This window comes from Brevundimonas sp. (genome assembly GCF_046293315.1).
GTDB lineage: Bacteria > Pseudomonadota > Alphaproteobacteria > Caulobacterales > Caulobacteraceae > Brevundimonas.
The window spans coordinates 85292-108814 of record NZ_JBKBPF010000007.1 but is presented as its reverse complement, the minus strand read 5'-3'; the positions used below and the strand labels follow the sequence as shown (position 1 = coordinate 108814).

The window sequence follows — 23523 nt, the reverse complement described above, 5'->3', positions numbered from 1 at the left end:
GAGGGAAGGGTCAGGTGTTGAACAGGAAGTGCAGGACGTCGCCGTCCTTGACGACGTAGGTCTTGCCTTCAGCGCGCAGCTTGCCGGCCTCGCGGGCCTTCGCCTCGCCCTTCAGCGCCACATAGTCATCGTAGGCGATGGTCTCGGCGCGGATGAAGCCCTTTTCGAAATCGGTGTGGATCTCGCCCGCCGCCTGGGGCGCGGTGGCGCCGATGGGGATGGTCCAGGCGCGGGCTTCCTTGGGGCCGACGGTGAAATAGGTCTGCAGGCCCAGCAGGCTGTAGGCCTCGCGGATCAGGCGGTTGAGGCCGGGCTCCTCGAGGCCGAGGGTTTCGAGGAACTCCTTGCGCTCCTCGGGCTCCAGCATGGCGATCTCGGACTCGATGCGGGCGGAGATGACCACGGAGTTGGCGTCATCGGCCTTCGCGCGCGCGGCCACGGCGTCGGACAGGGCGTTGCCCTTGTCGGCCGAGTCTTCCTCCACATTGCAGACGTAGAGGGCGGGCAGGGCGGTGAGAAGCTGGAGCATGTGCCAGGCCTTCTCCTCGTCCTTCGGCACCTCGGCGGTGCGGGCGGGCTTGCCGGCGCGCAGCTTGTCGAGGGCGAGGTTCATCAGCTTGAGGGTCGCCTGGGATTCCTTGTCGCCGCCCTTGGCGCGCTTTTCCACCTGGATCACGCGGCGCTCGAGGCTTTCCAGATCGGCCAGCATCAGCTCGGTCTCGATGATCTCGAGATCGCTGAGCGGGTCGATGCGGCCCTCCACGTGGGTGATGTCGTCATCCTCGAAGCAGCGGGCGACGAAGGCCACGGCGTCACAATCCCGAATGTTGGCCAGGAACTGGTTGCCCAGCCCTTCGCCCTTGGACGCGCCGCGCACAAGGCCGGCGATGTCCACGAAGGTGATCCGCGAGGGGATGATCTCCTTCGACCCGGCGATGGCCGCCAGCACGTCCAGCCGCGGCTCGGGCACGGCCACGTCGCCGGTGTTCGGCTCGATGGTGCAGAACGGATAGTTGGCGGCCTGGGCCGCCGCCGTCTGGGTCAGGGCGTTGAACAGGGTGGACTTGCCGACGTTGGGCAGGCCGACGATCGCGACTTTCAGGGACATTGCAGGGACAGATTCCAGGCGGTCAGGAGGTGGCGCGCGGACCTAGCACGTCTTGGGGCGCATGACGAAACGGATTGAGAGCCCTGACGTCGCCATAGAGCTGTCCGTCGTTCAGATCCTCGGACAGAAACCAGCGGCAGCCGGCCTTGTTGGCCGAGGCGAGGAGGAGGGCGTCCCAGAACTGAACGCCGTAGCGGTCCTGAAGCGTCCAGGCCGCAAGGGTGACGTCCGGATCCAGCGGGCTGGTGCACCAAAGGGAATAGGCAGTCAGATAAGGGCGGAGCCGGGGTCTGGCGGGCTCGAAGCGCGGCTTGCGCCAGGCGACGGCGTAGCTCTCATTGAGAACCTGAACGCTCAGGGTCAGGTGCATCGAACGGCGGAGCGTCCTCAGCCACGCCGCGCATATCCTGCCCTTGTTCCGCTCCTGCGAGTCCATCGGGTACAGCAGGACGGTCGAATCGACGAAAACGCTCATCAATCATCTCATTGTAGAGGGCTTGCCGGTCGAAGATGCGTCCGTTCTCGCTCAAGGGAGCGAGCGGCTGGGCCAGGATCGCCTCGATCGCGGCGTCGGCGCGCGCGAACCCGTGGCCCAGGCGGCGATCAGCTTCCAGACGACCGGCGATCCACGACGAGACGCTGGCCCCGGCCTTGGCCGCCTCGACGCGAACCCAGGCCAGGGTGGTTTCGTCCATGCTGATAGTGACGTTCTTCATGGACACGAAGATCGTGTTTCACGAAGTTCGTGTCAATGCGCGCCGTGGTCGGCCGCGGCGCCGTCCGGCTGGCGGACCTGGGCCTCGACGGTGACGGCGGCGGCGTCCTGGAAAGTGAGGGTGAGGGGCACGGTGTCGCCCTCGGCCAGGGGGGCGGAGAGGGTCATCAGCATGAGATGCTCGGCGCCCGGGCGCATCTGCACCGTCTCGCCGGCGGGCAGGGGCAGGCCGTTCTCGAGCGGGTTCATGCGCATCATGTCGCCATCCATGCGCATCTCGTGGATCTCCACCACCTGCGACAGGGGCGAGGCGACGGAGACGAGGCGGTCGTTGCGGCTGGAGAGGAGGGTGACGTAGCAGCCGCCCACCAGCACGGCGTTGGGTGTGGGGCGGCACCAGGCGTCCTCGGCCTGGACCACGGCGGGGCCCTCGGGGGCCGGCTCTCCACCGCCGCAGGCGGCGAGCGTCAGGACGGCGAGCGGGGCGAGCAGGCGGGCGGCCTTGGGGAGGGTCATCTCGATGGCTTCCTTCGTGTCTTCTTTTTTTGCGGATCGCCGCGTCAGGCCGGAGCGAGACGGCGGCGGATCAGACGGCCCAGACGGTCGAGCGCGAGGGCGACGACAAGACTGGCTCCGGTCATGGGATAAATTATGGCGAGCGGCAAAACGATGACCAGCACGGCGGCGCGGATGCGGGGGCCGGGCGGGGCCGCGGGCGCGCCTACCCGACCTTTGGGCCGACGCTTCCACCACATGACCAGCCCGCTGACGGCCAGCAGCCAGACGGCGATGCAGCCGCCCAGCATCAGATAGCGATTGAGCCAGCCGTACTGCGTGCCCTGATGGACCGCGACGCCCCAGTCGAACGCCTTCGCCCCGACGCCGAACTGGTCGTATCGGATGTCGGCGCGCAGGCCGCCGTCGGCGCCGATGTAGAGGGTGCGGGTGTCCTCTACCTGCCTGATCTCGCGGGCCACGGTGTACGCGAGCGTGGGGTCGGTGGGGATGGTGACGGTGAAGGGACGGGGCAGGGCCTCGGCGTCCACCGCAGCCAGCACCGTGGCCAGACCGCCTGCACCATGGCTGGAATCGGGGCCGCCGTGCAGGGCGGCGCCCTCCATCGTCCAGCCGACACCGGCGGGGGCATCGGCGTGGTCGGCGTGCAGCCACGGACTGGCGGCGGGGGCGGCGGGACGGCCCGTGCCCGTCTCGCGGATCAGGGCGAGGACCCGGTCGCCCCAGACGGCGGACCAGGGCATGCCGGTGACCACCAGAAAGGCGATGACGGCCCCGGCGTACAGGCCCGTCACAGCATGGACGTCCCGCCAGAACGGGCGGCCGGACGGAGGCGTGCCGCGCACGGTCAGGACGCCCGCCTCGCGTTTTCGCGGCCACCACAGGAACATGCCGGTGGCCACAAGGATGAGGGCCCAGCCCGCCACGATCTCCACCAGCAGATTGGCCCATGGGCCGATGATGGCGAGGCTGTGGGTGCGCTTGATGATTTCGGTCAGGTCGCCGTAGCGGGTGGAGCCCAGATACTGGGAATCATAGGGGTTCACGAAGGCGGTGCGCTGTTCGCCGTCGGGGCGGCGCACGGTCAGGCGCACGGCCCGGTCCGGGCGATCCGGCACCCGCACATTGACCACCCGGCCGCCGGCGCCCACCGAGGCGGCGGCGGTCCAGCGGTCGGGCGAGGCCCAGGCCGGGCCGGCCTCGATCTGCTCCCAGGGCCTGTAGACGGCGGCGTCGATCTCGTCCTTGAACAGATAGAGCGCGCCGGTCAGGGCCATCAGGCACAGCACCGGCAGGACCAGCAGACCGGCATAGAAGTGCCAGCGCCAGACCGCCCGGTAGGCGCCGGAGAGGAAGTGGGGTTTCGGATCGCCCATGAGCCCTAGAACCTCGCGCTGACGCCGACGAAGGCCGAGCGGCCCTCGCCCGGCATGAAGACGGCGGTGGAGGCTGTCGTGGCGTCGGTGACGGCGCTGAACTCGCTGATGTAGCGTTCATCGGTGAGGTTGCGCGCGTCCACGAAGACGGTGACGCCATTGGCGAGGTCCCAGCCAGCGTTCAGGCCCCAGACGGCGAAGGACGGCGCCTTGAGCGTATTGGCGTAGTCGACCCAGACGTCGTCTATGCGCCATTCCACCGTGGGGGTCAGGAACAGGCCCGACGGATGCCGCCAGGTCAGTTCGGCCCTGTACTGGTGCTCGGGCACGACGGGCAGGCGATTGCCTTCCCACAATAGGTCACGATCGAAGTAGAAGTCGTTGTAGTTGTACGTCTGGCGCAGGGCCGGGACGCCGCCCGCCAGATCCACCGGCAGGATCCACTCCAGACCCGCCTCGAGGCCCTGATGGATGGTGCGGTCGGCGTTGAAGGTTGCGGCCGGGATGTCGGGACCGGTGATGTAGTTCAGGATCTCGCCGTCGATCTGACTGCGATAGACGGTGACGTCCCAGCTGAGGGCGCCGCGACGGCCGCGCGTGCCCAGTTCGGCGGTCCAGGCGTCCTGTATGTCCACCGGGGTGAAACCGGTCAGCGGGGCCTGCACGAGGGCGCCGTACGCAGGCGGCTCAACCGAGCGGGTGAGGTTGGCGTAGACCTGGGCGCCGTCGTTGCTTTCCCACAGCAGGCCCAGCCGCGGCGAGAACCAGTCGTATGTGATGGAGTCGTCGTTGGCGGGGTTGAGCTGGTCCCGGTAGTCGCGGGTCGCGCGGCCGAAGGAGCCGCCCGCCACGAGGGCCAGATTGTCTGTGACGAACAGGCGGCCCTCGGCGAAGACGTCGAGGCCCGAGGCGTCCTGCACGCCGTCGGCGGTCAGGGCGCCGGGCAGGCCGCCGGTGTTGACGTAGCGTCGGGTGTCCACCTGGCCGTCGCGGTAGCTGAGGCCGTAGAACAGGTCGGCGCGCATCCCGGCCAGCTGGCCGGTCCAGTCGACGCGGCCGAACAGGCCGGTGGTGTAGCTGTCGGACTGGAGCACCTGAAAGATCGGGTGCCAGAGATCCTTCTGCCAGCCCCAGACCGCGCCCTCGAACACGGTGGAGTCGTTCAGGCGCCAGCGGGTCTGGAGGGTCAGTCGCTTCACGTCCAGATCGCGGGCCTGATCCAGCGCCACGGCGCCGGGGTTGGCCATTTCGGGCGTGGTCAGCGCCTGATCCAGCGTCAGGGCGCCGGGGATGTCCTGTCGGATGTCGGCCGCCTGATAGATCAGACGCACCTCGCGGTCCTCGCCGAAGGACCGGCCGGCGTTGAGGGTGATGCGGGCCTGCTGCTGGTCGCTGTGATCGCGGTAGCCGTCGGACTGCATGCCGGAGACGGCGGCGAACAGATCCCAGTCGCCCCGCTCACGGGCGACGGCGGCCCAGGCGCGCAGGCTGTCGTAGGAGCCGCCCTCGAGCCGCAACTGGTTGTCGAAATTGGCCGTGACGCCGGTGGGGGTGACCAGATTGACCGCCCCGCCCAGCTGGGCCCCGCCGAAGCGCAGGGTGTTGGCGCCCTTGTAGACCTCGATGTAGCGGGCGCTCATGGCGTCGATGGCCTGAAAGTCCGAGAAGCCGTCGGCGTCGGCGAAGGGCACGCCGTCCTGGGCGAACAGGACGCCGCGCTGATGGAAGCCCTGGGCGATGCCGGAGCCGCGGATGGAGAGGCGGGATTCCTCGCCGTAGCGCTTCTGGGCCAGCACGCCGGGGACGTTGCGCAGGGTGTCGTAGAAGCCCTGGGCGAAGCGGTCCTCATACGTTTCGGCGGCGACCACGGAGACCGCGCCGGGGGTGCGGGACAGCCGGGCGCGCGCCTCGGCCACCACGGGGGGATCGTCGGGATTGGGCCGGGCCGTGACGATGACGGAGTCCACGGTGGTGGGCTGGTCGTCGGAGGCGAGGGCGGGGCAGGCGACGGCGCCCGCCAGCGGCAGGGCGATGAGCAGCGCGCGGGGCGCCGCGAAGGTCTTGAAGATCATGAAATCTGAAATCCTGAACGGAATGCGTCAGGGCGCGCGCTGATGCGATCAGGCGCGCGCCGGTGAAGGTGCAGTCGTTCAGATCAGAGGTGGAGCGGTGGAGTGCGGTCGGGGCGGTGCGCGGGCCGGGGGCGGCGCGGCCTGGGCGGCGGTGGTCCAGGCGACGGTGGTCGCGGGACGGATGACCGGCAACGGTTGAGGCGGAGACGGCGGGGGCAGGGCGGGCGTCTGGGCCGCGATGCAGACGGCGCAGCGCGCATCCTTCAGGCCCGAGGTCTGGTCGCCGTCGCCGCCAAGGCGGATGGTCCTGGGGCCCTCGGTTGAGCAGATGACGATGGGCCGGCCGTCGCGCGACCCGGCCAGGGCGGCGGAGGGCAGCAGGGCGCCGAGCACCACGGCGAAGACCGCGGCCAGAAAGGCCAGCGACCGCCACAGCGACCAGGTGTCCGCGCGCGATGTCATGGGATGAGTGGATAGCGCAGCCGTATCCCCGCGCCCAGCGTCAGGGCGCCGCAGGGGCATCAGGCGGCGGCCAGTTCGCGCTCTTTGGCGCGCCTGGCCTCGATGCGGGCCCAGATGCGGTCGTGGACGGTGAAAAAGACCGTCTGCACGATGGGCTCGATCAGGCCGATGGCCAGGGCCAGGCGCCAGTTGAAACCAGTCAGCACATAGGCCACGGCGACGGCCACGGCGAAGTGCATGATGCTGTAGGTGAAGGTCTTCATGGCGATCTGCCGCAAGGAGGTCGGCAGGGCGTGGCTGTGGCCGTGATGGTCGCCGCCATGGCCATGGGCGCGGCTTTGTTCGCGGGCGTTCATCAGGTCCAGACGGGCGGTGACGGCCTCGGCGGTTTCCTCGACGCCCGAGCGCATCTTGCGCCGCTCGATGCGGTGCCAGATGCGGTCGTGGACCGAATAGGCGATGGTCTGGAAGAAGGGCTCGATCAGGCCGACGGCCAGGGCGATGCGCCAGTCGCGGGTGATGGCGTAGGCGACGATGATGGCCACGATCAGGTGCATGACGCCGTAGGTGGCGACCTTCAGCGCGAGCGCCTTCACCGATCTGACGAGAGCCCTGACCATTCTCAACAAATGGCCTCGAGCCAACCGAGTTGCAACGACAATTCCTTTTATCGCCGCCATAGGCCGCGCCGGGCTTCCGTTTGGCGGCGCAGCAAGCTATACGCGCCCCGCAAAACGGAGACTCCCCATGGAGATACGCGAAGGGCTTACCTTCGATGATGTTTTGCTCGAACCCGGCCCGTCCGCGTTCATGCCGGCCGAGGTCGATGTGTCGACCCGGCTGACCCGCGACATCACGCTGAACATACCCCTGCTGTCGTCCGCCATGGACACGGTGACCGAAACGCGGCTGGCCATCGCCATGGCCCAGGCCGGCGGTCTGGGGGTGCTGCACCGGAACATGACCATCGAGGAGCAGGCCGATCAGGTCCGCGCCGTGAAGCGCTATGAGAGCGGCATGGTGGTCAATCCGGTGACGGTGTCGCCCGATACGACGCTGGGCGAGGTGCGCGAGATCGTGGCCCGCAAGAAGATCAGCGGCTTCCCCGTGGTCGATCCGAGGACCGGCAAGCTGGTGGGCATGCTGACCAACCGCGACATGCGGTTCGAGAGCGACGCCAACGTCAAGGCGGCGAGCCTGATGACCACAGGCGAGCTGGTCACCGTGCGCGAAGGCGCCGGGCGTGACGAGGCGCGCGAACTGCTGCGCACCCGCAAGATCGAGCGGGTCATCGTGGTGGACGAGGACTACCGCGCCGTCGGCCTGATCACCATGAAGGACATCGAGAAGGCCCAGGCCTTCCCATACGCGGCCAAGGACGATCAGGGCCGCCTGCTGGTGGGCGCCGCCTCGACCGTGGGCGATGCGGGCTTCGAGCGGGCCATGGCCCTGGCGGAGGCGGGCGCCGACGTGGTGGTGATCGACACCGCCCACGGCCACTCGGCCTCGGTGGCGGCGGTGGTGGAGCGCATCAAGCGCGAGAGCAACCGCATCCAGATCATCGCCGGCAATGTGGCCACCTATGACGCCACCCGGGCCCTGATCGACGCGGGCGCCGATGCGGTGAAGGTGGGCATCGGGCCGGGCAGCATCTGCACCACCCGCATCGTGGCGGGGGTGGGCGTGCCCCAGCTGACCGCGGTGATGGAATCCGCGCGGGCGGCGCGGGACTCCGGCGCGCCGGTCATCGCCGACGGCGGCATCAAATACTCGGGCGATCTGGCCAAGGCCATCGCGGCGGGCGCCAGCGTGGCCATGATGGGCTCCATGTTCGCCGGCACCGACGAGAGCCCCGGCGAGGTGTTCCTGTATCAGGGCCGGTCCTACAAATCCTATCGCGGCATGGGCTCGGTGGGCGCCATGGCGCGGGGCTCGGCGGACCGCTATTTCCAGAAAGAAGTGTCGTCCGAGAAGCTGGTGCCCGAGGGCATCGAGGGCCAGACCCCGTACAAGGGGCCGATCTCGCCGGTGCTGCACCAGATGGTGGGCGGGCTGCGCGCGGCCATGGGCTATGTGGGCGGGGCCTCGATCCCCGACTTCCAGTCGCGGGCGAAGTTCGTGCGCATCACCAACGCCGGGCTGCGTGAAAGCCATGTGCACGACGTGATGATCACCCGCGAAGCGCCGAACTATCGGCAGGGCTAGGGGAGGGCCGCCATGACGCCTGATTTCATCTTGCTGGCCATCGCACTGATGCTGGCGCTGGTTCAGATCCTGTGGGCCGGAGCCGCGCGGACCTCGGAGCTGGGGATCAAGTGGAACGCCGGCCCGCGGGACGGCGTGGCGCCGCCGCCTGGCCCCATGGCGGGCCGACTGATCCGGGCGCAGGCCAATCTGTTCGAGACCCTGCCGTTGTTTGCGGCGGCCGTTATCATGGCCGAGGTGGCGGGCAAGGCGGGGGAGCTCACCTACATCGGGGCGCAGATGTATGTCTTCGCACGGATCGCCTATGTGCCCGTGTACATGCTCGGAATTCCCTATGTGCGATCCTTGATCTGGCTGGTCAGCCTGATCGGGCTGATCGTCGTCCTCGCCGCCCTGTTCATCTGAAAGATCTGAGTGACCCCAGCCGCCCGCCTGTCCGCCGCCGCCTCGATCCTCGACTCCCTCGCCCAGGGCCGTCAGCCGGCCGAGGTCGTGCTGAAGGAATGGGGCCGCGCCAATCGCTATGCGGGGTCCAAGGACCGGCGCGCGGTGGCCGACCGGGTCTACCGGGTCATCCGCGCTCGGGCGCGGCTGGTCTGGGCCATGGGCGGGCGCGAGGACGGGCGGGCGCTGGTGATCGGCTCCCTGGCCCTGATCGACGGCATGCCGCTGGAGGAGATCGAGGCCCTGCACTCGGGTGACGGCTATGGACCCAAGCCCCTGTCGAAACAGGAGCGGGCGCGGATCACGGCGCCGGAGGGCCAGCCGCCGGGCTGGATCGCCTCGGGCCTGCCCGAGTTCGTGGTGGAGGATTTCAAGGCCACGTTCGGCGACCGCTGGGCCGAGGAGGCCGAGGCGCTGATGAGCCCGCGCGCACCCATCGACCTGCGGGTCAATGGGGCCAAGACGAGCGTGGAGGCGGCGGAGGTCGAACTGCGCGCCGCCGAACTGTCGCCCGAGCGCACGCCGTGGTCGGTGTGGGGCCTGCGGCTGGCCGCCGAGCCGCCGCCGAACGTGCAGGCGCTGGAGGGCTTCAAGGCCGGGCGCTTCGAGATTCAGGACGAGGGCAGCCAGATGGTCTGCTGGCTGTCGGGCGGCGGGCTGGACCTGTCGGGCGCGGTGGTGGTGGACTATTGCGCCGGCGGCGGCGGCAAGACCCTGGGGCTGGCGCAGCAGGGGGTCGGCACCCTGATCGCCGCCGACATCAGCATGAAGCGTCTGGACGCCATCCGGCCGCGGCTGGAGCGGGCGGGGGCCGAGGCGGAGCTGCGCCTGCTGGGCGCGGACGGGGAGGGGGTCGAGGATCTGGTCGGCGGGGCCGATCTGGTTCTGGTGGATGCCCCGTGCTCGGGCTCGGGCACCTGGCGGCGGCGGCCCGAGGATGCATGGCGACTGAAGGCCGACGAGGTCGAGCGGCTGCACAGGCTGCAACTGGCGATCCTCGGCCGGGCCGCGGCGCTGGTGAAGCCGGGCGGGCGGCTGGTCTATGTGACCTGTTCGATGCTGACCGGCGAGAACGAGAAGACGGCGGACGCCTTCGAGGCGGCGCACGGGGATTTCCGGCCGGTGGCGGTGGGCGACGCCCTGGCCAATCCGGCTTTCAGCGATGCGGCGCGCGCGCAACTGGGCGGGTTCGCCAGCGGGCACAGGCTGCGGCTCAGCCCGGCGACCAGCGGCACCGACGGCTTCTTCGCCGCGCTCTACGAGCGCGCCGGATGAGCGGGCGCGTCGCGCGCTGGGGCGGGCTGGCGGTGCTGCCGGTGATGGCGGCGCCGGCGGAGTACGGCGTGCATCTGCAGGCGCGCATCCAGCCGCTGATGACCGGCGTCGGCCCGGTGGAGGCGGCGGTGGCGCTGACCGCCGCGCTGGGGCGGATGGCGGCGGACGGGGCCCTGCCGGACCTGATCGTGTCGCTGGGCTCATGCGGCTCGCGGACGCTGGAACATGCGGCGGTCTATCAGGCGTCGTCGGTGCGCTACCGGGACATGGACGCCAGCCCGCTGGGGTTCGCCAAGGGGGTGACGCCGCTGTCGGACCTGCCCGCCGTGCTGCCCCTGCCGTGCCCGATCCCCGGGGCGCCGTGCGCCAGCCTGTCGACCGGCGGCGATGTGATTTCCGGCGCGGCCTATGACGCCATCGATGCGGAGATGGTGGACATGGAGACCTGGGCGCTGTTGCGCGCGGCCCAGACCTTCGGCGTGCCCCTGATCGCCCTGCGCGGGGTGTCGGACGGGCGGGCCGAGCTGAGGGCGCTGGAGGACTGGACCTCGACCCTGCATCACGTGGACGAAAATCTGGCCGTGGCGCTGGACGCCCTGATCGCGCGGCTGGAGGCCGACGGCCTCGCCGCCCTTGAAATTTCGCCCCCCCAAAGCCTAGACCCCGCCCACCTTCTCGCCCCGGATTCGACCGCATGACCACCCAGCACCAGAAAGTCCTCATCGTCGATTTCGGCAGCCAGGTGACGCAGCTGATCGCGCGGCGGCTGCGCGAGGCGGGGGTCTATTGCGAGATCCATCCGTTCCAGAAGGCGGGCGAGGCGCTGGCGGCCATGCAGCCCCAGGCGATCATCCTGTCCGGCGGCCCGGCGTCCACTACCGAGGCGGACAGCCCGCGGGTGGACAAGGCGGTGTTCGACTATGGCGCGCCGATCCTGGGCATCTGCTACGGCGAGCAGCTGATCTGCGCCGAGCTGGGCGGCAAGGTGGAGAGCGGCCATCATCGCGAATTCGGCCGGGCCGAGATCGTCATCCGCAAGGACAGCCCGCTGTTCGCCGGGATCGGCGCGGTGGATCACCGCGAGCCGGTGTGGATGAGCCACGGCGACCGGGTCACCGCCATCCCGCCCGGCTTCGACGTCATCGCCACCTCGGAGGGCGCGCCCTTCGCGGCCATCGCCGACGAGACGCGGAAAATCTATGGCGTGCAGTTCCACCCGGAGGTGATGCACACCCCGCGCGGGGCGACCCTGCTGAAGAACTTCACCCACGGGGTGGCGGGCCTGACCGGCGACTGGACCATGGCCGCCTATCGTGACGAGCAGATCGAGAAGATCCGGGCGCAGGTTGGGGATGCGAAGGTCATCTGCGGCCTGTCGGGCGGGGTGGATTCCTCGGTGGCGGCGGTGCTGATCCACGAGGCCATCGGCGACCAGCTGACCTGCGTGTTCGTGGACACCGGCCTGCTGCGCAAGGACGAGGCGACCCAGGTCACGACCCTGTTCCGGGAGCACTACAACATTCCCCTGATCCACGTTGATGCGTCAGAGGAATTCCTCGGCCAGCTGGCGGGGATTTCGGACCCGGAGACCAAGCGCAAGACCATCGGCCGGGTGTTCATCGAGGTGTTCGACCGCGAGGCCGGCAAGATCGTGGGGGCGGGATTCCTGGCCCAGGGGACGCTGTATCCCGACGTGATCGAGAGCGTCTCGGCCTCGGGCGGGCCGTCGGCGGTGATCAAGAGCCACCACAATGTGGGCGGCCTGCCGGACTTCATGAAGCTGAAGCTGGTGGAGCCCCTGCGCGAGCTGTTCAAGGACGAGGTGCGGGCGCTGGGCCGCGAGCTGGGCCTGACCGACGCCTTCGTGGGCCGCCACCCGTTCCCCGGACCGGGCCTGGCCATCCGCATCCCCGGCGAGATCACGCCCGAGGCGGTGAAGACCCTGCAGGAGGCCGACGCCATCTATCTGGACGAGATCCGCAAGGCGGGCCTGTACGACGAAATCTGGCAGGCCTTCGCGGTGCTGCTGCCGGTCAAGACCGTGGGCGTGATGGGCGATGCGCGCACCTATGAGAAGGTGCTGGCCCTGCGCGCGGTGACCTCCACCGACGGCATGACGGCGGACTTCTACCCGTTCCCGTGGGACGTCCTGGCCCGCACCGCCACCCGCATCATCAACGAGGTGCGCGGCGTGAACCGGGTGGTCTATGACGTGACGTCGAAGCCGCCGGGGACGATCGAGTGGGAGTGAGACGTCCGGCCTGACGGCCCGGCGTCAGTGGCTGGTGAAGGCGATGTTGATGCGGCTGCGGTCAGGCGCACGGAATTGAACGGAGGGCGTTGTCTGCATCGGGGGAGGCGGCGGGTGCAGCGGACCCAGAAGGTGGAGCGAGGCCCCGGGCGGCGTGGAGTTGGCGACGATTATCGGCTCGCGCGGCGGCGGGGGCAGATCGAAATCCGGTGAGGGCTCAGGGTCCAGCGTCGGTGATGGGGTCGCCTTGGCCGCTGTGCGGCCCACGAGCAGATCCAGCAGCAGGCGACGCTCGGCGGCTTGCTCCTGATAAAGGGCGTCATAGCGCCGCTGGAGCAAGGCGTGGGCGCGCCGGCTTTCCTCGAGCCGGTCCTGAAAGACGAACACGGCGCGCGCCAGCCGGCGGACGTCCACGATGGGGCCGCGCAGATCGGCCAGATCGTCGGTTTCGCCATCGACCAGACGTTCAAGGCGATCCGCGAGCCTGTGATAGGGCCGGAGCGCCGCCGCGCTGATGGCCCTGACCGTCAGGACACACGCCACCCACACGAGGAAGCCGGTGAGGCCCGCGGTCACCATAGCGTTCACGAGGGCTTCCTGACCGACCGGCAGGGTCAGCCAGCGTCCGAGAGCGATGAGGCGGTCGAACTCCAGCGCCGCCACGGCGCCGAGCAGGGTCGCGGCGAGCGCGCCGACAATCAGGACGAGCCCGTGCTGGAAAGACGGCGTGGCGCGGAGCGCAGGGATGGCGAGCCTCCTTACTGTTGCGGCGAACAATAACCCGCCGGGCGGAGGTATCAGATACGGTAGTTCTACGGTTCCGCGGGCTCGGGCGCCTCGCGCTTCGCGTCGAACCACAGCCTGAACACGGCTGACAGGTTTCTGGCCTGAAGCTTGTCCATCAGGTTGTTGCGGTAGGTCTCCACCGTCCGGATGCTGAGGCCCAGGCGGTGCGCGATCAACTTGTTGGGCAGGCCCTCGATCATGCCTTCAAGAACCTGCAGTTCCCGGGGGGATAGCAGAGCCAGGCGCGCCTCGGCGACGGCCTTGCGGTCGGCGTCCGCCTCGCTGGCGCCGAGCCTTTCGAACGCCTCGGCCACCATATTCAGAAGGTCGTCGCCGACGTAGGGCTTTTCCAGAAAATGCAGGGCCCCGGCCTTCATCGCCCGCACCGCGAGATCAAGGCCCTGATCGCCGGTGAAGACGATGACGGGCATCACCGCGCCCATGGACAGCATCTCGTCCTGAACCGCGAGCCCGTCCGGTTCGGGAACGCGGATGTCGAGCAGGATGCAGCCGGGTTTGCGATCGGGCTGGCTGTCGAGAAAGGCGCGCCCGGAGGCATGGGCCTCGACGTCATAGCCGGCCGCGCGCAGCAGGAGGGCGCCGCGCTCACGATCGTCGGCGTCGGCGTCGGCCTCGACGATATGCACGCAGCGATCAGACAGCATCTCGATCCCGGGGGCCGTTTTCGTCAGTCAGCCGAAGGCTGGCCGGTGGGGGCGCGGGCCAGGCGATGGCCACCCCCTGACCTTACGCCCTTTATCGAGGGACTGCGCGCCTTTCCTCGAACGGCGGATTCAGAAGCGCCAGGCAGTGCAGCCGTCGTCCGTCGAACGCGGCGCAGACACCGCGCGCGCCGGGTTGTCCCATTGGGAGGATCCGGAACCCGGAGGGCGAGTCCGCTTCTGTCCGGGCAACGGCCAGATGCCCAGTAACGACGTCGTCGGAGCGCCAGGCGAGGTCATCGGTGGTCCTGCTTACACCCGGGCGCTCACGGGGCTCCAGGACCGGATCGTACACCACCACACGCAATCCGGGGCGGGACGGCTCAGCGGGCGTCGACAGCGATTCTCCGACCGCGCAAACCAGATCAGGGAGACACGACCGGGCCGGGTCCGGCATGGCCGTCGTCAAGCGCAGCATCATGTAGGCCCCGGCGGAGACGCCGATCAGAAGGGTCAGGATGCGCATTGACGTCACTCCGTCGGCAAGGGCCCTTGGTGTGGGGTCGATGGCGAGGCGCCGTGCGGCGTGGGACGCGGACGCCTCGCAATCAGGCGTGCACAAGGGATAGGGCGCATGCGGCGCGCCCTCTATCCGGTATTTCTACGGAGGTCCCGGCGACGCCCGGACGGTCCCTGGCCGGCGTCGGGCGGCCAGACGCTTCGGGTGAAGGTCAGGGCGCCGGGGGACATGCCCTTGAACTTGGGGGCGTCGGCCAGGGGCGCGACCAGGAAGGCGGTGTCGGGGGGCAGCTGGCGCTTGATGCGGTGATAGAGGCGCGAGCGGGTCAGGGCGCTGACCACCAGATAGAGGCCGTCGGCCAGCCGGCAGACCCCGTCCGCCGGGACTGTGATCTCGGCGGGGTGGTCGATGTGGATCAGATAGGGCTGCGGCAGGCTGGGGTTTTCCGGGGTTTCGGCCATGGATCCTCCTTTCGTCCCGAACGATCTCCACGGCGGGGCGGTTGCCAGGCGGCAGGAGCTTGAGGGCGCTGCAACATTCACGCGCGTGAGAGTGAATGTTGACAGGATGGCGGAACCATGTCCCACTCCGTCTCCGAGAGCGTCGCCATTCACGAGCGACGCCGAGGGAGGAAATGAGATGAGGGCGATACTTCTCGCGTCGGCTTGCGCCGTCGCCACCCTGGGGGCGTGGCAGCCCGTGCAGGCCCAGACGGCTCCGGGCGACCGGAATGACGAGGCGCAGGAACGGGAGGTCACCTCGGTGGGGGAAGTGATCGTGACCGCCACCCGCCGCGCCGAGCGGCTTCAGGACGTGCCGTTGAGCCTGACCACCCTGTCGCAGGAAGAACTGACCGAAAAGGGCATCGTCGGCTACGAGGGACTGGCCAATGAAACGCCGGGCGTGGTGCTGAATCGCGCCAGCGCCAACTTCAACAACTTCACCGCGCGCGGTATCGCCACCAACGGCTATGGCGCCAATCTGCAGAGCACGGTGGCGATCTATATCGACGAGCTGCCGATTTCGTCGAACGGCAACTCCACCATTCTCGATCCAAGTCTCTACGACGTGGAGCGGATCGAGTTCCTGCGCGGGCCGCAGGGGACGCTGTTCGGCTCGGGCTCGCTGGCCGGGGCCCTGCGCATCCTGACCCAGTCGCCGAACCCCAACGCCTTCGAGGCGTCGGTGCTGGCGGATATCGGCGTCACCGGGTCGGACTCGCTGCGCCAGCGCTACAACGGCATGGTCAACATCCCGCTGGTCGAGGACAGGCTGGCCCTGCGCGTGGTCGGCTTCCTGCGGGACGAGGAAGGCTACATCGACAACATCGGCACGGGCATCGAGAACTCCAACAGCCTGGAAAGCTGGGGCGGCCGGGCCACCCTGCTGTGGGAGCCTACGGACCGTCTGTCGGTCCAGTTGCGCTACTCGCAGGAGGAAAGCGAGCCGCAGGACTCCTCATTGGTCAACCCGACGCTTGGCGAGGACACGCGCCGGTCGGATCGCCCAGACCGGTTCACGGGGGTCATGACCAACTACAATCTGACGCTGGACTATCAGTTCGACGGCGCGAGTCTGACGAGTTCGTCGACGTGGTCGGAGTTCGACGGGCAGTTCTATGTGGATCTGGCCGGCACCTTCGGCCAGGCGATCCGCTTTGCGCTGGACGCCGACGCCTGGGACGAGACCTTCGTGCAGGAGATGCGGCTGGTTTCGGATCCCGGCGGACGGTTCGACTGGGTGCTGGGCGGCTTCTATTTCGAGAAGCGCCGGGACGTGGGCTACAACTATCGCTCCACGCCGGAATTCCTGGCGGCGCGAGGCATCACCGGCCTGCCAGACGAGTACTATGCGCGCTGGCACAGCTATTTCATCTCGCACGAGAAGGCCCTGTTCGGTCAGCTGACCTACCGCTTCACCGACGACCTCTGGATCACCGGCGGGCTACGCTATGGCAGCACGGACGCCCAAGGGTTCACCAGCCCGGGCGGCTACAACAGCAACTATCTGACAAACGCCCTGTTCGGCATTCCCGGGCCGGTGACCATTGTTCCCGTGGCGTCGGGCCCCGGCGTCAAGGCCGAGGAGACCGGCCCGTCGTATCGCGCCAGCATTTCGTGGCGTCCACGCCCGTCGCTGACCACCTACGCCACGGTGGCCACCGGCTTCCGCGGGCCGATTGTGAACGCCCGGGGCGGGGCGGTCAGTACGCTGGATCCCACCGACCTGATCATTCCCCTGGGCGCCGACTCCGACGAGTTGATCAGCTACGAGGTAGGGCTGAAGGGCACCTGGATGGACGGCCGTCTGGCCGCCAATCTGGCGCTCTACTACATCGACTGGAACGACATTCAGGTGCAGGCGAACCGGGTGTCGGACCAGGTGCAGTTCGCCACCAATATCGGCGGCGCCTACAGCCGGGGGATCGAGTTCGAGTTCCGCGCCATTCCGGCCGACGGCTGGACGGTGGCTTTGAACGGCGCGCTCAACGACGCCGAGGTGGATGATCTGTCGGCCGAGGAAGCCGCCATTTCCGGTGCGGTTCTGGGCGCGCGTCTGGCCGGGCCGCGGTTCAGCGGCTCCCTGCTGATCAACTACAATTTCGACCTCTTCCAGAGCGCCGAGGCCAACGCCTCGCTGTCGGTGATCCATGTGGGCGATTACCCGGGCTCGTTCCCCAACACGCCCGGCCAGCCTGGCGTGGTCAGTCCGACCTATGACTGGACGGAGGCGTACACCGTGGTGAACGGCGCCTTCGCCGTGGCCTTCGATCAGGTCACGGTCGCGGCCTATGTGGAGAACCTCTTCGACGACCGGTCCATCAACTACGTCCATCCCGAGGCCTTCGTTGACGGCAAGTACGGCGTGAACCGGCCCCGCACCGTGGGCGTGCGCCTGGGGTATGCGTTCTGATGGCGATCTCGACCTCCACCGTCCCGGGCGCGCCGGCCGCGCGTCCGGGGCTTCGGGCCTGGGTCGTGCTGGCGATCCTGTGTTTCGTCTATGTGCTCAACTTTCTGGACCGGCAGTTGCTGGGGATTCTGGCCAAGCCGATCCAGGATGAACTGGGCGTCACTGACGGCCAGTTGGGGCTCCTGACCGGTTTCTACTTCGCGCTGTTCTATTGCTTCCTGGCGATCCCGGTCGGCTGGCTGGCGGACCGGACCAACCGTACCAAGGTGCTGGCTATCGCATGCGGTTTGTGGAGTGCAGCGACCGCCGCCTGTGGCATGGCGGCCAGCTATCCGCAGCTGGCGTTGGCGCGCATGGCCGTCGGTGTCGGCGAGGCCGGCGGTGTGCCGCCATCCTATGCGATCATCTCCGACTATTTCCCGCCAGGTTCGCGAGGCACGGCGCTGAGCCTGTTCAACATGGGGCCCCCCATCGGCATGGCCCTGGGCGTCGCCTTCGGGGCCTCGATCGCCTCGACCTATTCGTGGCGTTTCGCCTTCATCTGGGTCGGCGTCATCGGCGTGCTCACCGCAGTGGTCATCTGGTTCTTCGTGCGCGAGCCGAAGAAGGGTGGGCTGGACATCGCGCCCGCCGAGACGACGGTCCCGCAGGCCGGGCCGGCCGCGGCGCAGGTCAGGCCGGGCTTCTGGGCCACCTGCAAGATGTTCTTCACCGATCCGGTGCTGCTGCGCTGCGCGCTGGCCTGCGCCGCGACCCAGTTCATCACCTATGCCCTGCTCGGGTTCGCGGTTCTGTTCCTGATGCGCGAGAAGGGCATGACGCTGGAGGATGTGGCTGTCTGGTACGCCCTTGTGGTGCTGTTCGGCGCCAGCGCCGGAATGCTGGTCTCGGGCCGTCTCGTCGACCTGTTCGCCCGGCGCTGGAAATCGGCCTACGGCTATGTCCCAGCCATTGGTCTCGCCCTGGCGGCGCCGCTGTTCATCGGCTTCATCTGGGCCCCGAGCTGGCAACTGGCCCTGATGTTCCTGCTGCTGCCGATGGGGCTGAACTACTTCTACCTGTCTCCGGCGGTGACGCTCGTGCAGGAGGAGGTGCGCCCCGATCAGCGCGTGCTGGCCGGCGCCCTGCTGCTGCTGGTGATGAACATGGTCGGGCTGGGCTTCGGTCCCACCTATCTGGGCTTCGCCAGTGACTTCTTCGCCCGCACCAATCCGGAGAACTCGCTTCAGCTGGCCTTCTACACCCTGACGCCGTTCTACCTTCTGGCCATCGGCTTGTTCCTGTGGCTGGCCAGAGCGCTGAGGCAGCAATCCCAATCCAAGGAGGTTGCGGCATGATCCGGTCCACTCTGTGCATGATGGCGGGGCTGGCCGCCCTGCTGACGGCGGCGCCTGCGTCGGCCCATGACAGGCCGGTGGTGCAGGCCCCGGCCGGGTCGGTGCGGGGGGAGGCGCTGGACGGCGTCGCCGCCTTCGGCGGCATTCCCTACGCCGAGGCGCCGACGGGCCGGATGCGCTGGCGCGCCCCGGTGACGGCGGCGAGTTGGGACGGCGTGCGCGACGCCACCGAGTTCGGCCCCGCCTGTCACCAGCCGCCCTCGCGGCCGGGCAGCATCTATGCGCCCGCCGAACCGCCGGCCATGAGCGAGGACTGCCTGTCGCTGAATGTCTGGACGCCCGAGAACGCGGAGAATGCCCCGGTGTTCGTGTGGATCCACGGCGGATCCCTGACCGGGGGATCGGGCAGCGAGGTCATGTACGACGGCGCGCGCATGGCGGCCGAGGGCGTGGTGGTGGTGACCCTCAACTACCGTCTGGGCGTGCTGGGCTATCTGGCCCATCCAGACCTCAGCGCAGAGTCGCCGGACGGGGTGTCGGGCAACTACGGCTTGCTGGACCAGATCGAGGCCCTGCGCTGGATCCAGCGCAACATCGCCGCCTTCGGGGGCGACCCGGACAACGTCACCATCGCGGGCGAGTCCGCCGGCGCCCTGTCGGTCATGTATCTGATGGCCGCGCCGCAGGCCCACGGCCTTTTCCACAAGGCGGTGGCCCAGAGCGCCTACATGATCTCCACCCCCGCCCTGCGCGAGACAGTGCACGGCACGCCGTCGGCCGAGGACGCGGGCGTGGCGCTCAGCCGTCAGCTGGAGGTGAGGGGACTGGCCCGGCTGAGGGCCATGGACCCGCAGGCCCTGACGGTCGGCGCGGCCATGTCCGGCTTCCTGCCGCTGGGCAATGTTGACGGCCATGTGCTGCCGGCCCAGCCGGTGGCGGCGTTCGAGCGGGGTGAGGCGGCGCCTGTGCCGATCCTGGCCGGGTTCAACGATGGCGAGATCCGCTCGCTGCGGTTCCTGCTGCCGCCTCAGCCCGCAAGCGCGGAAGCCTATGAGGCGGCCATCCGGGCGGCCTACGGCGACCTGGCGGATGACATGCTGGCCCGTTACCCGTCCAGCGATCTGGACGAGGCCATGCTGGCGACGACCCGGGACGCCATGTACGGCTGGACCGCCGAGCGGCTGGTGCGCAGCCAGACGGCGCAGGGCCAGCCGTCGTTCCTGTACTATTTCAATCACAGCTGTCCGGCGGCCGACGCGGCGGGGCTGCATGCCTTCCACGCCAGCGAGATTCCCTATGTCTTCGGGGGCGGGGACCGGACGCCGCCGCACTGGCCGGCGATTCCGGAGACGGATGTGGAAGCTCGACTGTCCGACGCCATGCTGGGCTACTGGGTCAGCTTCGCGCGGGACGGGGTTCCTGTGGCGGAAGGCCAGCCGGACTGGCGGGCTTACGGCGAGGACCGGGCCTACATGGCCTTCGACCAGACGCCGGTTCCGGGCGCGCATCTGATGCCGGGCATGTTCGAACTTGTGGAAGAGGTGGTCTGCCGCCGCCGCGTTCAGGGCGACCTGCCGTGGCACTGGAACGTGGGCGTCGCCTCGCCGCCGCTCCCTGCAGCAGCGGACTGCCCATGACCGACGGGGAGATGCAGGCCTTCCCGCTGACCCTCGACCGGTTCCTGGATCATGCCGCCAAATGGCATCCCGGGGTCGAGGTGATCACGGCGCGGGGCGATGGTTCCAGTGAGCGTATCGGCTACGGGGGCCTGAGGGCCCGCAGCCGACGTGTGTCCAGCGTCCTGGAAGGGCTTGGAGTCCGTGCGGGCGACCGGGTGGCGACCCTGGCCTGGAACACCCAGAGCCATGTGGAGACCTGGTACGCGGTCATGGGCATGGGGGCGGTGTGCCATACGCTGAACCCGCGCCTGACCGAGGCGCAGCTGGCCGAGATGGCGACCCGGTCGCAGGCCCGCATCCTGATCGCAGGGGCGGATCTGGCGCCGCTGGCCCGCCGCATTGCCGCCCGCGCGCCGTTGATCGAGCGCGTGCTGGTGATCGACGCGGGGGACGGGCGCGACGAGCAGGGCGACCTGCTGGAGCCCATGATCGAGACGGCCGAGGGCGAGGTGGTCTGGGGCGCGTTCGACGAGACTGCGCCCAGCGGCCTGTGCTTCACCTCGGGCACCACCGGGGCGCCCAAGGGGGTGACCTACACCCACCGGTCCAGCTTCCTGCATACGCTGCGGGTGCTGCAGGCGGATGTGATGGCGTTCACGGCCGACGACGGCATCCTGATGGCGGTGCCCATGTTCCACGCCAACGCCTGGGGCCTGCCGTTCGCGGCGCCGGCGGTGGGCGCGCGGCTGATCCTGCCCGGCCGCTATCTGGACGGCGCCAGCCTCGCCGCCCTGATCAATGCGGAGGCCGCCACCGTGGGCGTGGGCGTGGCCACGGTCTGGCTGGCGCTGCTGGAGCATCTGGAGGCGACCGGCGGCCAGACCCCGTCGCTGACGCGGATCGTGGTGGGCGGCGCGCCGCTGGCGCCGGCGCTGATGGAGCGCATCGAGCGGGGGCTGGGCGTCACCGTCCAGACCAGCTGGGGCATGACCGAGATGTCGCCGTCCGGCACGGTGGCGCGACCGACCGACCCGGATCGCGCGGCCCACAAGTCGGGCCGTCCCGCCATCGGCGTCGACCTGCTGCTGACCGATGCGGACGGGCGGGCGCTGCCGGAGCAGCGGGGCGTGGAAGGCCACCTGAAGGTGCGCGGGGCCGCGGTGGTCCAGCGCTATTTCGGCGAGACCGACAGCGCCACCGATCCGGAGGGCTGGTTCGCCACGGGTGACCTGGCGCGGATCAGCCCCGACGGCGACCTGATCATCACCGGCCGGGCCAAGGACCTGATCAAGTCCGGCGGCGAGTGGATCAATCCGGCGGAGATCGAGGCCGTGGTCAGCGAACATCCCGAGGTGTCCCTGGCCGCCGTGATCGCCCGCTCCGATCCCAAATGGGGCGAACGGCCCATTCTTCTGGTCCAGACGCGGGAATCTGACACCATAAGCGACGAAGCCCTGCTTGCGCCGTTGCGTGACAGGGTCGCCCCGTGGTGGATTCCCGACGCGGTCATCCGGCTGGACCAGATGCCGCTGGCCCCCACGGGCAAGATCGACAAGATGCGTTTGCGAGTAGACTATGGCGGCTGAGCCGAAGACGAAGACCAAAGCTGCGGCGGTCGCCGAGGCCAAGCCTCGCGACGCGGTCGTGCGCCCTGGGCCCAAGCCGCGCAAGCGCCCGGTCAAGGAGCAGCAGCGCGCCGACAAGATGGAGCAGATCCTCGACGCGGCCGAGTACCTGTTTTCGGTGCACGGTCTGTACGGGGTGACGCTCAAGGACGTGGCCCAGAAGGTCGGCGTCCACCACACCCTGCTGAACTACTATTTCACCGACAAGAAGACCCTGTTCGACGCGGTCATCGGACGGCGCGCGGGCGTGACCAGCGGCCTGCGCATGAAGGCGCTGGACGCGTACGAGGCGGCCTGCGGGGGCAAGCCCACGGTGGAGGGCGCGCTGCGGGCGTTCCTCGACACCGATCTGGACCTCTACAGCCAGGGCGGCGAGAACTGGAAGAACTACGGCGCCCTGGGCGCGCAGGTGTCCAACACCACCTATGGCGCCGAGCTGTTCGACCTGCATTTCGATCCGCTGGTGCTGCGGCTGGTGGAGATCCTCAAGAAGGCCCTGCCGGACTGCGCCGAGGAGGACATCTTCTGGGGCTACCACTTCGTCACCGGCGCGCTGATGCTGACCCTGGCCCGCACGGGCCGGATCGACCGGCTGTCCGGCGGGCGGTGCAACTCGGACGACTTCGAGGCGGTGAAGGACCGCATGGCCGGCTTCATGGCCGCGGGCTTCATGTCGATCTGCAAGACCAACAAGGGCGCGGCCGGCTGAGCCTGCGCGCAGAATTCAAACCGATGACAGGAGAGTTGGACATGGCGCTTCAAGGGCGTGTGGCGATCGTTACGGGTTCGGGCGGGGGGCTGGGCCGCGAGCATGCGCTGTATCTGGCGCGCAAGGGTGCAAAGGTCGTGGTCAATGACCTGTCGCAGGACGCGGCCGATGCGGTCGCCGAGGAAATCCGCGCAGCGGGGGGCGAAGCCCTGGCCGTGGCGGCCTCGGTCACCGACGAGGCCGCCGTGGCCGCCATGGTCAGTCAGACGGTGGAGGCGTGGGGCCGCGTCGACATCCTGATCAACAACGCCGGCATCCTGCGCGACAAGAGCTTCGTCAAGATGGACATGGCCGACTTCCGTCTGGTGGTGGACGTGCACCTGATGGGCGCCGCCATCTGCACCAAGGCGGTGTGGGAGCAGATGCGCCAGCAGCAGTTCGGCCGCATCGTCATGACCACCTCGTCCTCGGGCCTGTACGGCAATTTCGGCCAGGCCAACTACGGCGCGGCCAAGATGGCGCTGGTGGGCTTCATGCAGACCCTGTCCATCGAGGGCGAAAAGTACGGCATCCGGGTCAACTGTCTGGCCCCCACGGCCGCGACCCAGATGACGGCGGACATCCTGCCCGAGGCGGCGCTGAAGGCGCTGGACCCGGCGCTGGTCAGCCCGGCCCTGCTGCCGCTGGTGGTGGACGACGCCCCGACGCGCACGGTGATCTGCGCCGGGGCCGGGCACTTCGCCACGGCTACGGTGACCCTCAGCCAGGGCCGCTACATCGGTGGCGGCGACGATGCGGGCGAGCGCCTGATCGCGGCGTGGGACGCGGTGTCGGACCAGACCGGCGCGCTGGTCCCGAACTACGGCTTCACCCAGGCCGAGCGTGAGGTGCAGAGCGTCGTGGCCGCGTCCACGACCTGACGCCGGGC

General features: G+C 69.0%; 23 protein-coding genes. 11 read left to right on the top strand and 12 right to left on the bottom strand.

The genetic code is table 11. The features are described from left to right. Nucleotides 1-10: 10 nt before the first annotated feature. From ychF to ACK4SE_RS08290, 8 genes are all read right to left on the bottom strand, one after another. On the bottom strand, nt 11-1108 hold the full coding sequence (ychF, locus tag ACK4SE_RS08325) for a redox-regulated ATPase YchF (RefSeq protein ID WP_409691066.1): 1098 nt from the start codon (nt 1106-1108) through the stop codon (nt 11-13). A 22-nt stretch (nt 1109-1130) separates the two neighbouring features. Continuing rightward, nucleotides 1131-1544 carry a PIN domain-containing protein gene (locus ACK4SE_RS08320; protein WP_409691241.1) on the bottom strand — a complete coding sequence of 138 codons (414 nt, stop codon included), beginning with the start codon at nt 1542-1544 and terminating at the stop codon, nt 1131-1133. Next, the gene (locus tag ACK4SE_RS08315) at nt 1444-1824 is read right to left on the bottom strand and encodes a hypothetical protein (RefSeq protein WP_409691064.1); all 381 of its coding nucleotides are present in this window, start codon (nt 1822-1824) and stop codon (nt 1444-1446) included. Before ACK4SE_RS08315 ends, ACK4SE_RS08320 begins: the two co-directional genes overlap by 101 nt. A 32-nt stretch (nt 1825-1856) precedes the next feature. Next, on the bottom strand, nt 1857-2339 hold the full coding sequence (locus tag ACK4SE_RS08310; protein WP_409691061.1) for a copper chaperone PCu(A)C: 483 nt from the start codon (nt 2337-2339) through the stop codon (nt 1857-1859). Nucleotides 2340-2383: 44 nt separating this feature from the next. Beyond that, entirely contained in the window at nt 2384-3715 is a 1332-nt protein-coding gene (locus ACK4SE_RS08305; RefSeq protein ID WP_409691058.1) for a PepSY-associated TM helix domain-containing protein, read from the bottom strand. A 5-nt stretch (nt 3716-3720) separates the two neighbouring features. Beyond that, nucleotides 3721-5787 carry a TonB-dependent receptor family protein gene (locus ACK4SE_RS08300; protein WP_409691056.1) on the bottom strand — a complete coding sequence of 689 codons (2067 nt, stop codon included), beginning with the start codon at nt 5785-5787 and terminating at the stop codon, nt 3721-3723. Between the two features lie 78 nt (nt 5788-5865). After that, a complete protein-coding gene (locus tag ACK4SE_RS08295) occupies nt 5866-6249 on the bottom strand; it encodes a DUF2946 family protein (protein WP_409691053.1) in 384 nt (127 codons plus the stop codon). A 59-nt stretch (nt 6250-6308) separates the two neighbouring features. Then, the gene (locus ACK4SE_RS08290; RefSeq protein ID WP_409691050.1) at nt 6309-6869 is read right to left on the bottom strand and encodes a DUF2061 domain-containing protein; all 561 of its coding nucleotides are present in this window, start codon (nt 6867-6869) and stop codon (nt 6309-6311) included. Nucleotides 6870-6996: 127 nt separating this feature from the next. Between ACK4SE_RS08290 and guaB the strand changes: the two genes are divergently transcribed. From guaB to guaA, 5 genes are read left to right on the top strand one after another with little or no spacing between them, the layout of a single operon-like run. Further along, nucleotides 6997-8454 carry an IMP dehydrogenase gene (gene guaB / locus ACK4SE_RS08285; RefSeq protein WP_409691047.1) on the top strand — a complete coding sequence of 486 codons (1458 nt, stop codon included), beginning with the start codon at nt 6997-6999 and terminating at the stop codon, nt 8452-8454. 12 nt (nt 8455-8466) lie between these two features. Then, entirely contained in the window at nt 8467-8859 is a 393-nt protein-coding gene (locus ACK4SE_RS08280) for an MAPEG family protein (RefSeq protein ID WP_409691044.1), read from the top strand. 9 nt (nt 8860-8868) lie between these two features. Continuing rightward, on the top strand, nt 8869-10173 hold the full coding sequence (locus tag ACK4SE_RS08275; protein WP_409691041.1) for an RsmB/NOP family class I SAM-dependent RNA methyltransferase: 1305 nt from the start codon (nt 8869-8871) through the stop codon (nt 10171-10173). Then, entirely contained in the window at nt 10170-10871 is a 702-nt protein-coding gene (locus ACK4SE_RS08270; RefSeq protein WP_409691038.1) for a 5'-methylthioadenosine/S-adenosylhomocysteine nucleosidase, read from the top strand. The genes ACK4SE_RS08275 and ACK4SE_RS08270 overlap by 4 nt, the downstream gene beginning before the upstream one ends. Further along, nucleotides 10868-12424 (top strand): glutamine-hydrolyzing GMP synthase, encoded by a 1557-nt coding sequence (gene guaA, locus ACK4SE_RS08265; RefSeq protein WP_409691035.1) that lies wholly within the window; start codon nt 10868-10870, stop codon nt 12422-12424. The genes ACK4SE_RS08270 and guaA overlap by 4 nt, the downstream gene beginning before the upstream one ends. A gap of 24 nt (nt 12425-12448) precedes the next feature. On the opposite strand, the gene ACK4SE_RS08260 is transcribed toward guaA, so the two are convergent. The 4 genes from ACK4SE_RS08260 to ACK4SE_RS08245 all read right to left on the bottom strand — a co-directional run bounded on the left by ACK4SE_RS08260 (nt 12449) and on the right by ACK4SE_RS08245 (nt 14853). After that, nucleotides 12449-13201, bottom strand: coding sequence for a hypothetical protein (locus tag ACK4SE_RS08260; protein ID WP_409691032.1), 753 nt, complete (start codon nt 13199-13201; stop codon nt 12449-12451). Nucleotides 13202-13236: 35 nt separating this feature from the next. Continuing rightward, a complete protein-coding gene (locus ACK4SE_RS08255) occupies nt 13237-13875 on the bottom strand; it encodes a response regulator transcription factor (protein WP_409691029.1) in 639 nt (212 codons plus the stop codon). A 91-nt stretch (nt 13876-13966) separates the two neighbouring features. After that, the gene (locus tag ACK4SE_RS08250) at nt 13967-14398 is read right to left on the bottom strand and encodes a hypothetical protein (protein ID WP_409691027.1); all 432 of its coding nucleotides are present in this window, start codon (nt 14396-14398) and stop codon (nt 13967-13969) included. A gap of 122 nt (nt 14399-14520) precedes the next feature. After that, entirely contained in the window at nt 14521-14853 is a 333-nt protein-coding gene (locus tag ACK4SE_RS08245) for a hypothetical protein (RefSeq protein ID WP_409691025.1), read from the bottom strand. 178 nt (nt 14854-15031) lie between these two features. On the opposite strand from ACK4SE_RS08245, the gene ACK4SE_RS08240 reads away from it, so the two are divergent. From ACK4SE_RS08240 to ACK4SE_RS08215, 6 genes are all read left to right on the top strand, one after another. Continuing rightward, complete coding sequence (locus ACK4SE_RS08240; protein WP_409691022.1) at nt 15032-17305, top strand: TonB-dependent receptor; 2274 nt, start codon at nt 15032-15034, stop codon at nt 17303-17305. After that, nucleotides 17305-18642, top strand: a complete 1338-nt coding sequence (locus tag ACK4SE_RS08235; protein ID WP_409691019.1) for a spinster family MFS transporter — start codon at nt 17305-17307, stop codon at nt 18640-18642. Before ACK4SE_RS08240 ends, ACK4SE_RS08235 begins: the two co-directional genes overlap by 1 nt. Next, nucleotides 18639-20279, top strand: coding sequence for a carboxylesterase/lipase family protein (locus ACK4SE_RS08230; protein ID WP_409691016.1), 1641 nt, complete (start codon nt 18639-18641; stop codon nt 20277-20279). The genes ACK4SE_RS08235 and ACK4SE_RS08230 overlap by 4 nt, the downstream gene beginning before the upstream one ends. After that, on the top strand, nt 20276-21847 hold the full coding sequence (locus tag ACK4SE_RS08225) for an AMP-binding protein (protein WP_409691013.1): 1572 nt from the start codon (nt 20276-20278) through the stop codon (nt 21845-21847). The genes ACK4SE_RS08230 and ACK4SE_RS08225 overlap by 4 nt, the downstream gene beginning before the upstream one ends. Nucleotides 21848-21965: 118 nt before the next feature. Continuing rightward, nucleotides 21966-22595: a TetR/AcrR family transcriptional regulator gene (locus ACK4SE_RS08220; RefSeq protein ID WP_409691239.1), complete on the top strand. Its 630-nt coding sequence runs from the start codon at nt 21966-21968 to the stop codon at nt 22593-22595. Nucleotides 22596-22636: 41 nt separating this feature from the next. Continuing rightward, nucleotides 22637-23515: an SDR family NAD(P)-dependent oxidoreductase gene (locus tag ACK4SE_RS08215; protein WP_409691010.1), complete on the top strand. Its 879-nt coding sequence runs from the start codon at nt 22637-22639 to the stop codon at nt 23513-23515. Nucleotides 23516-23523: the final 8 nt, after the last annotated feature.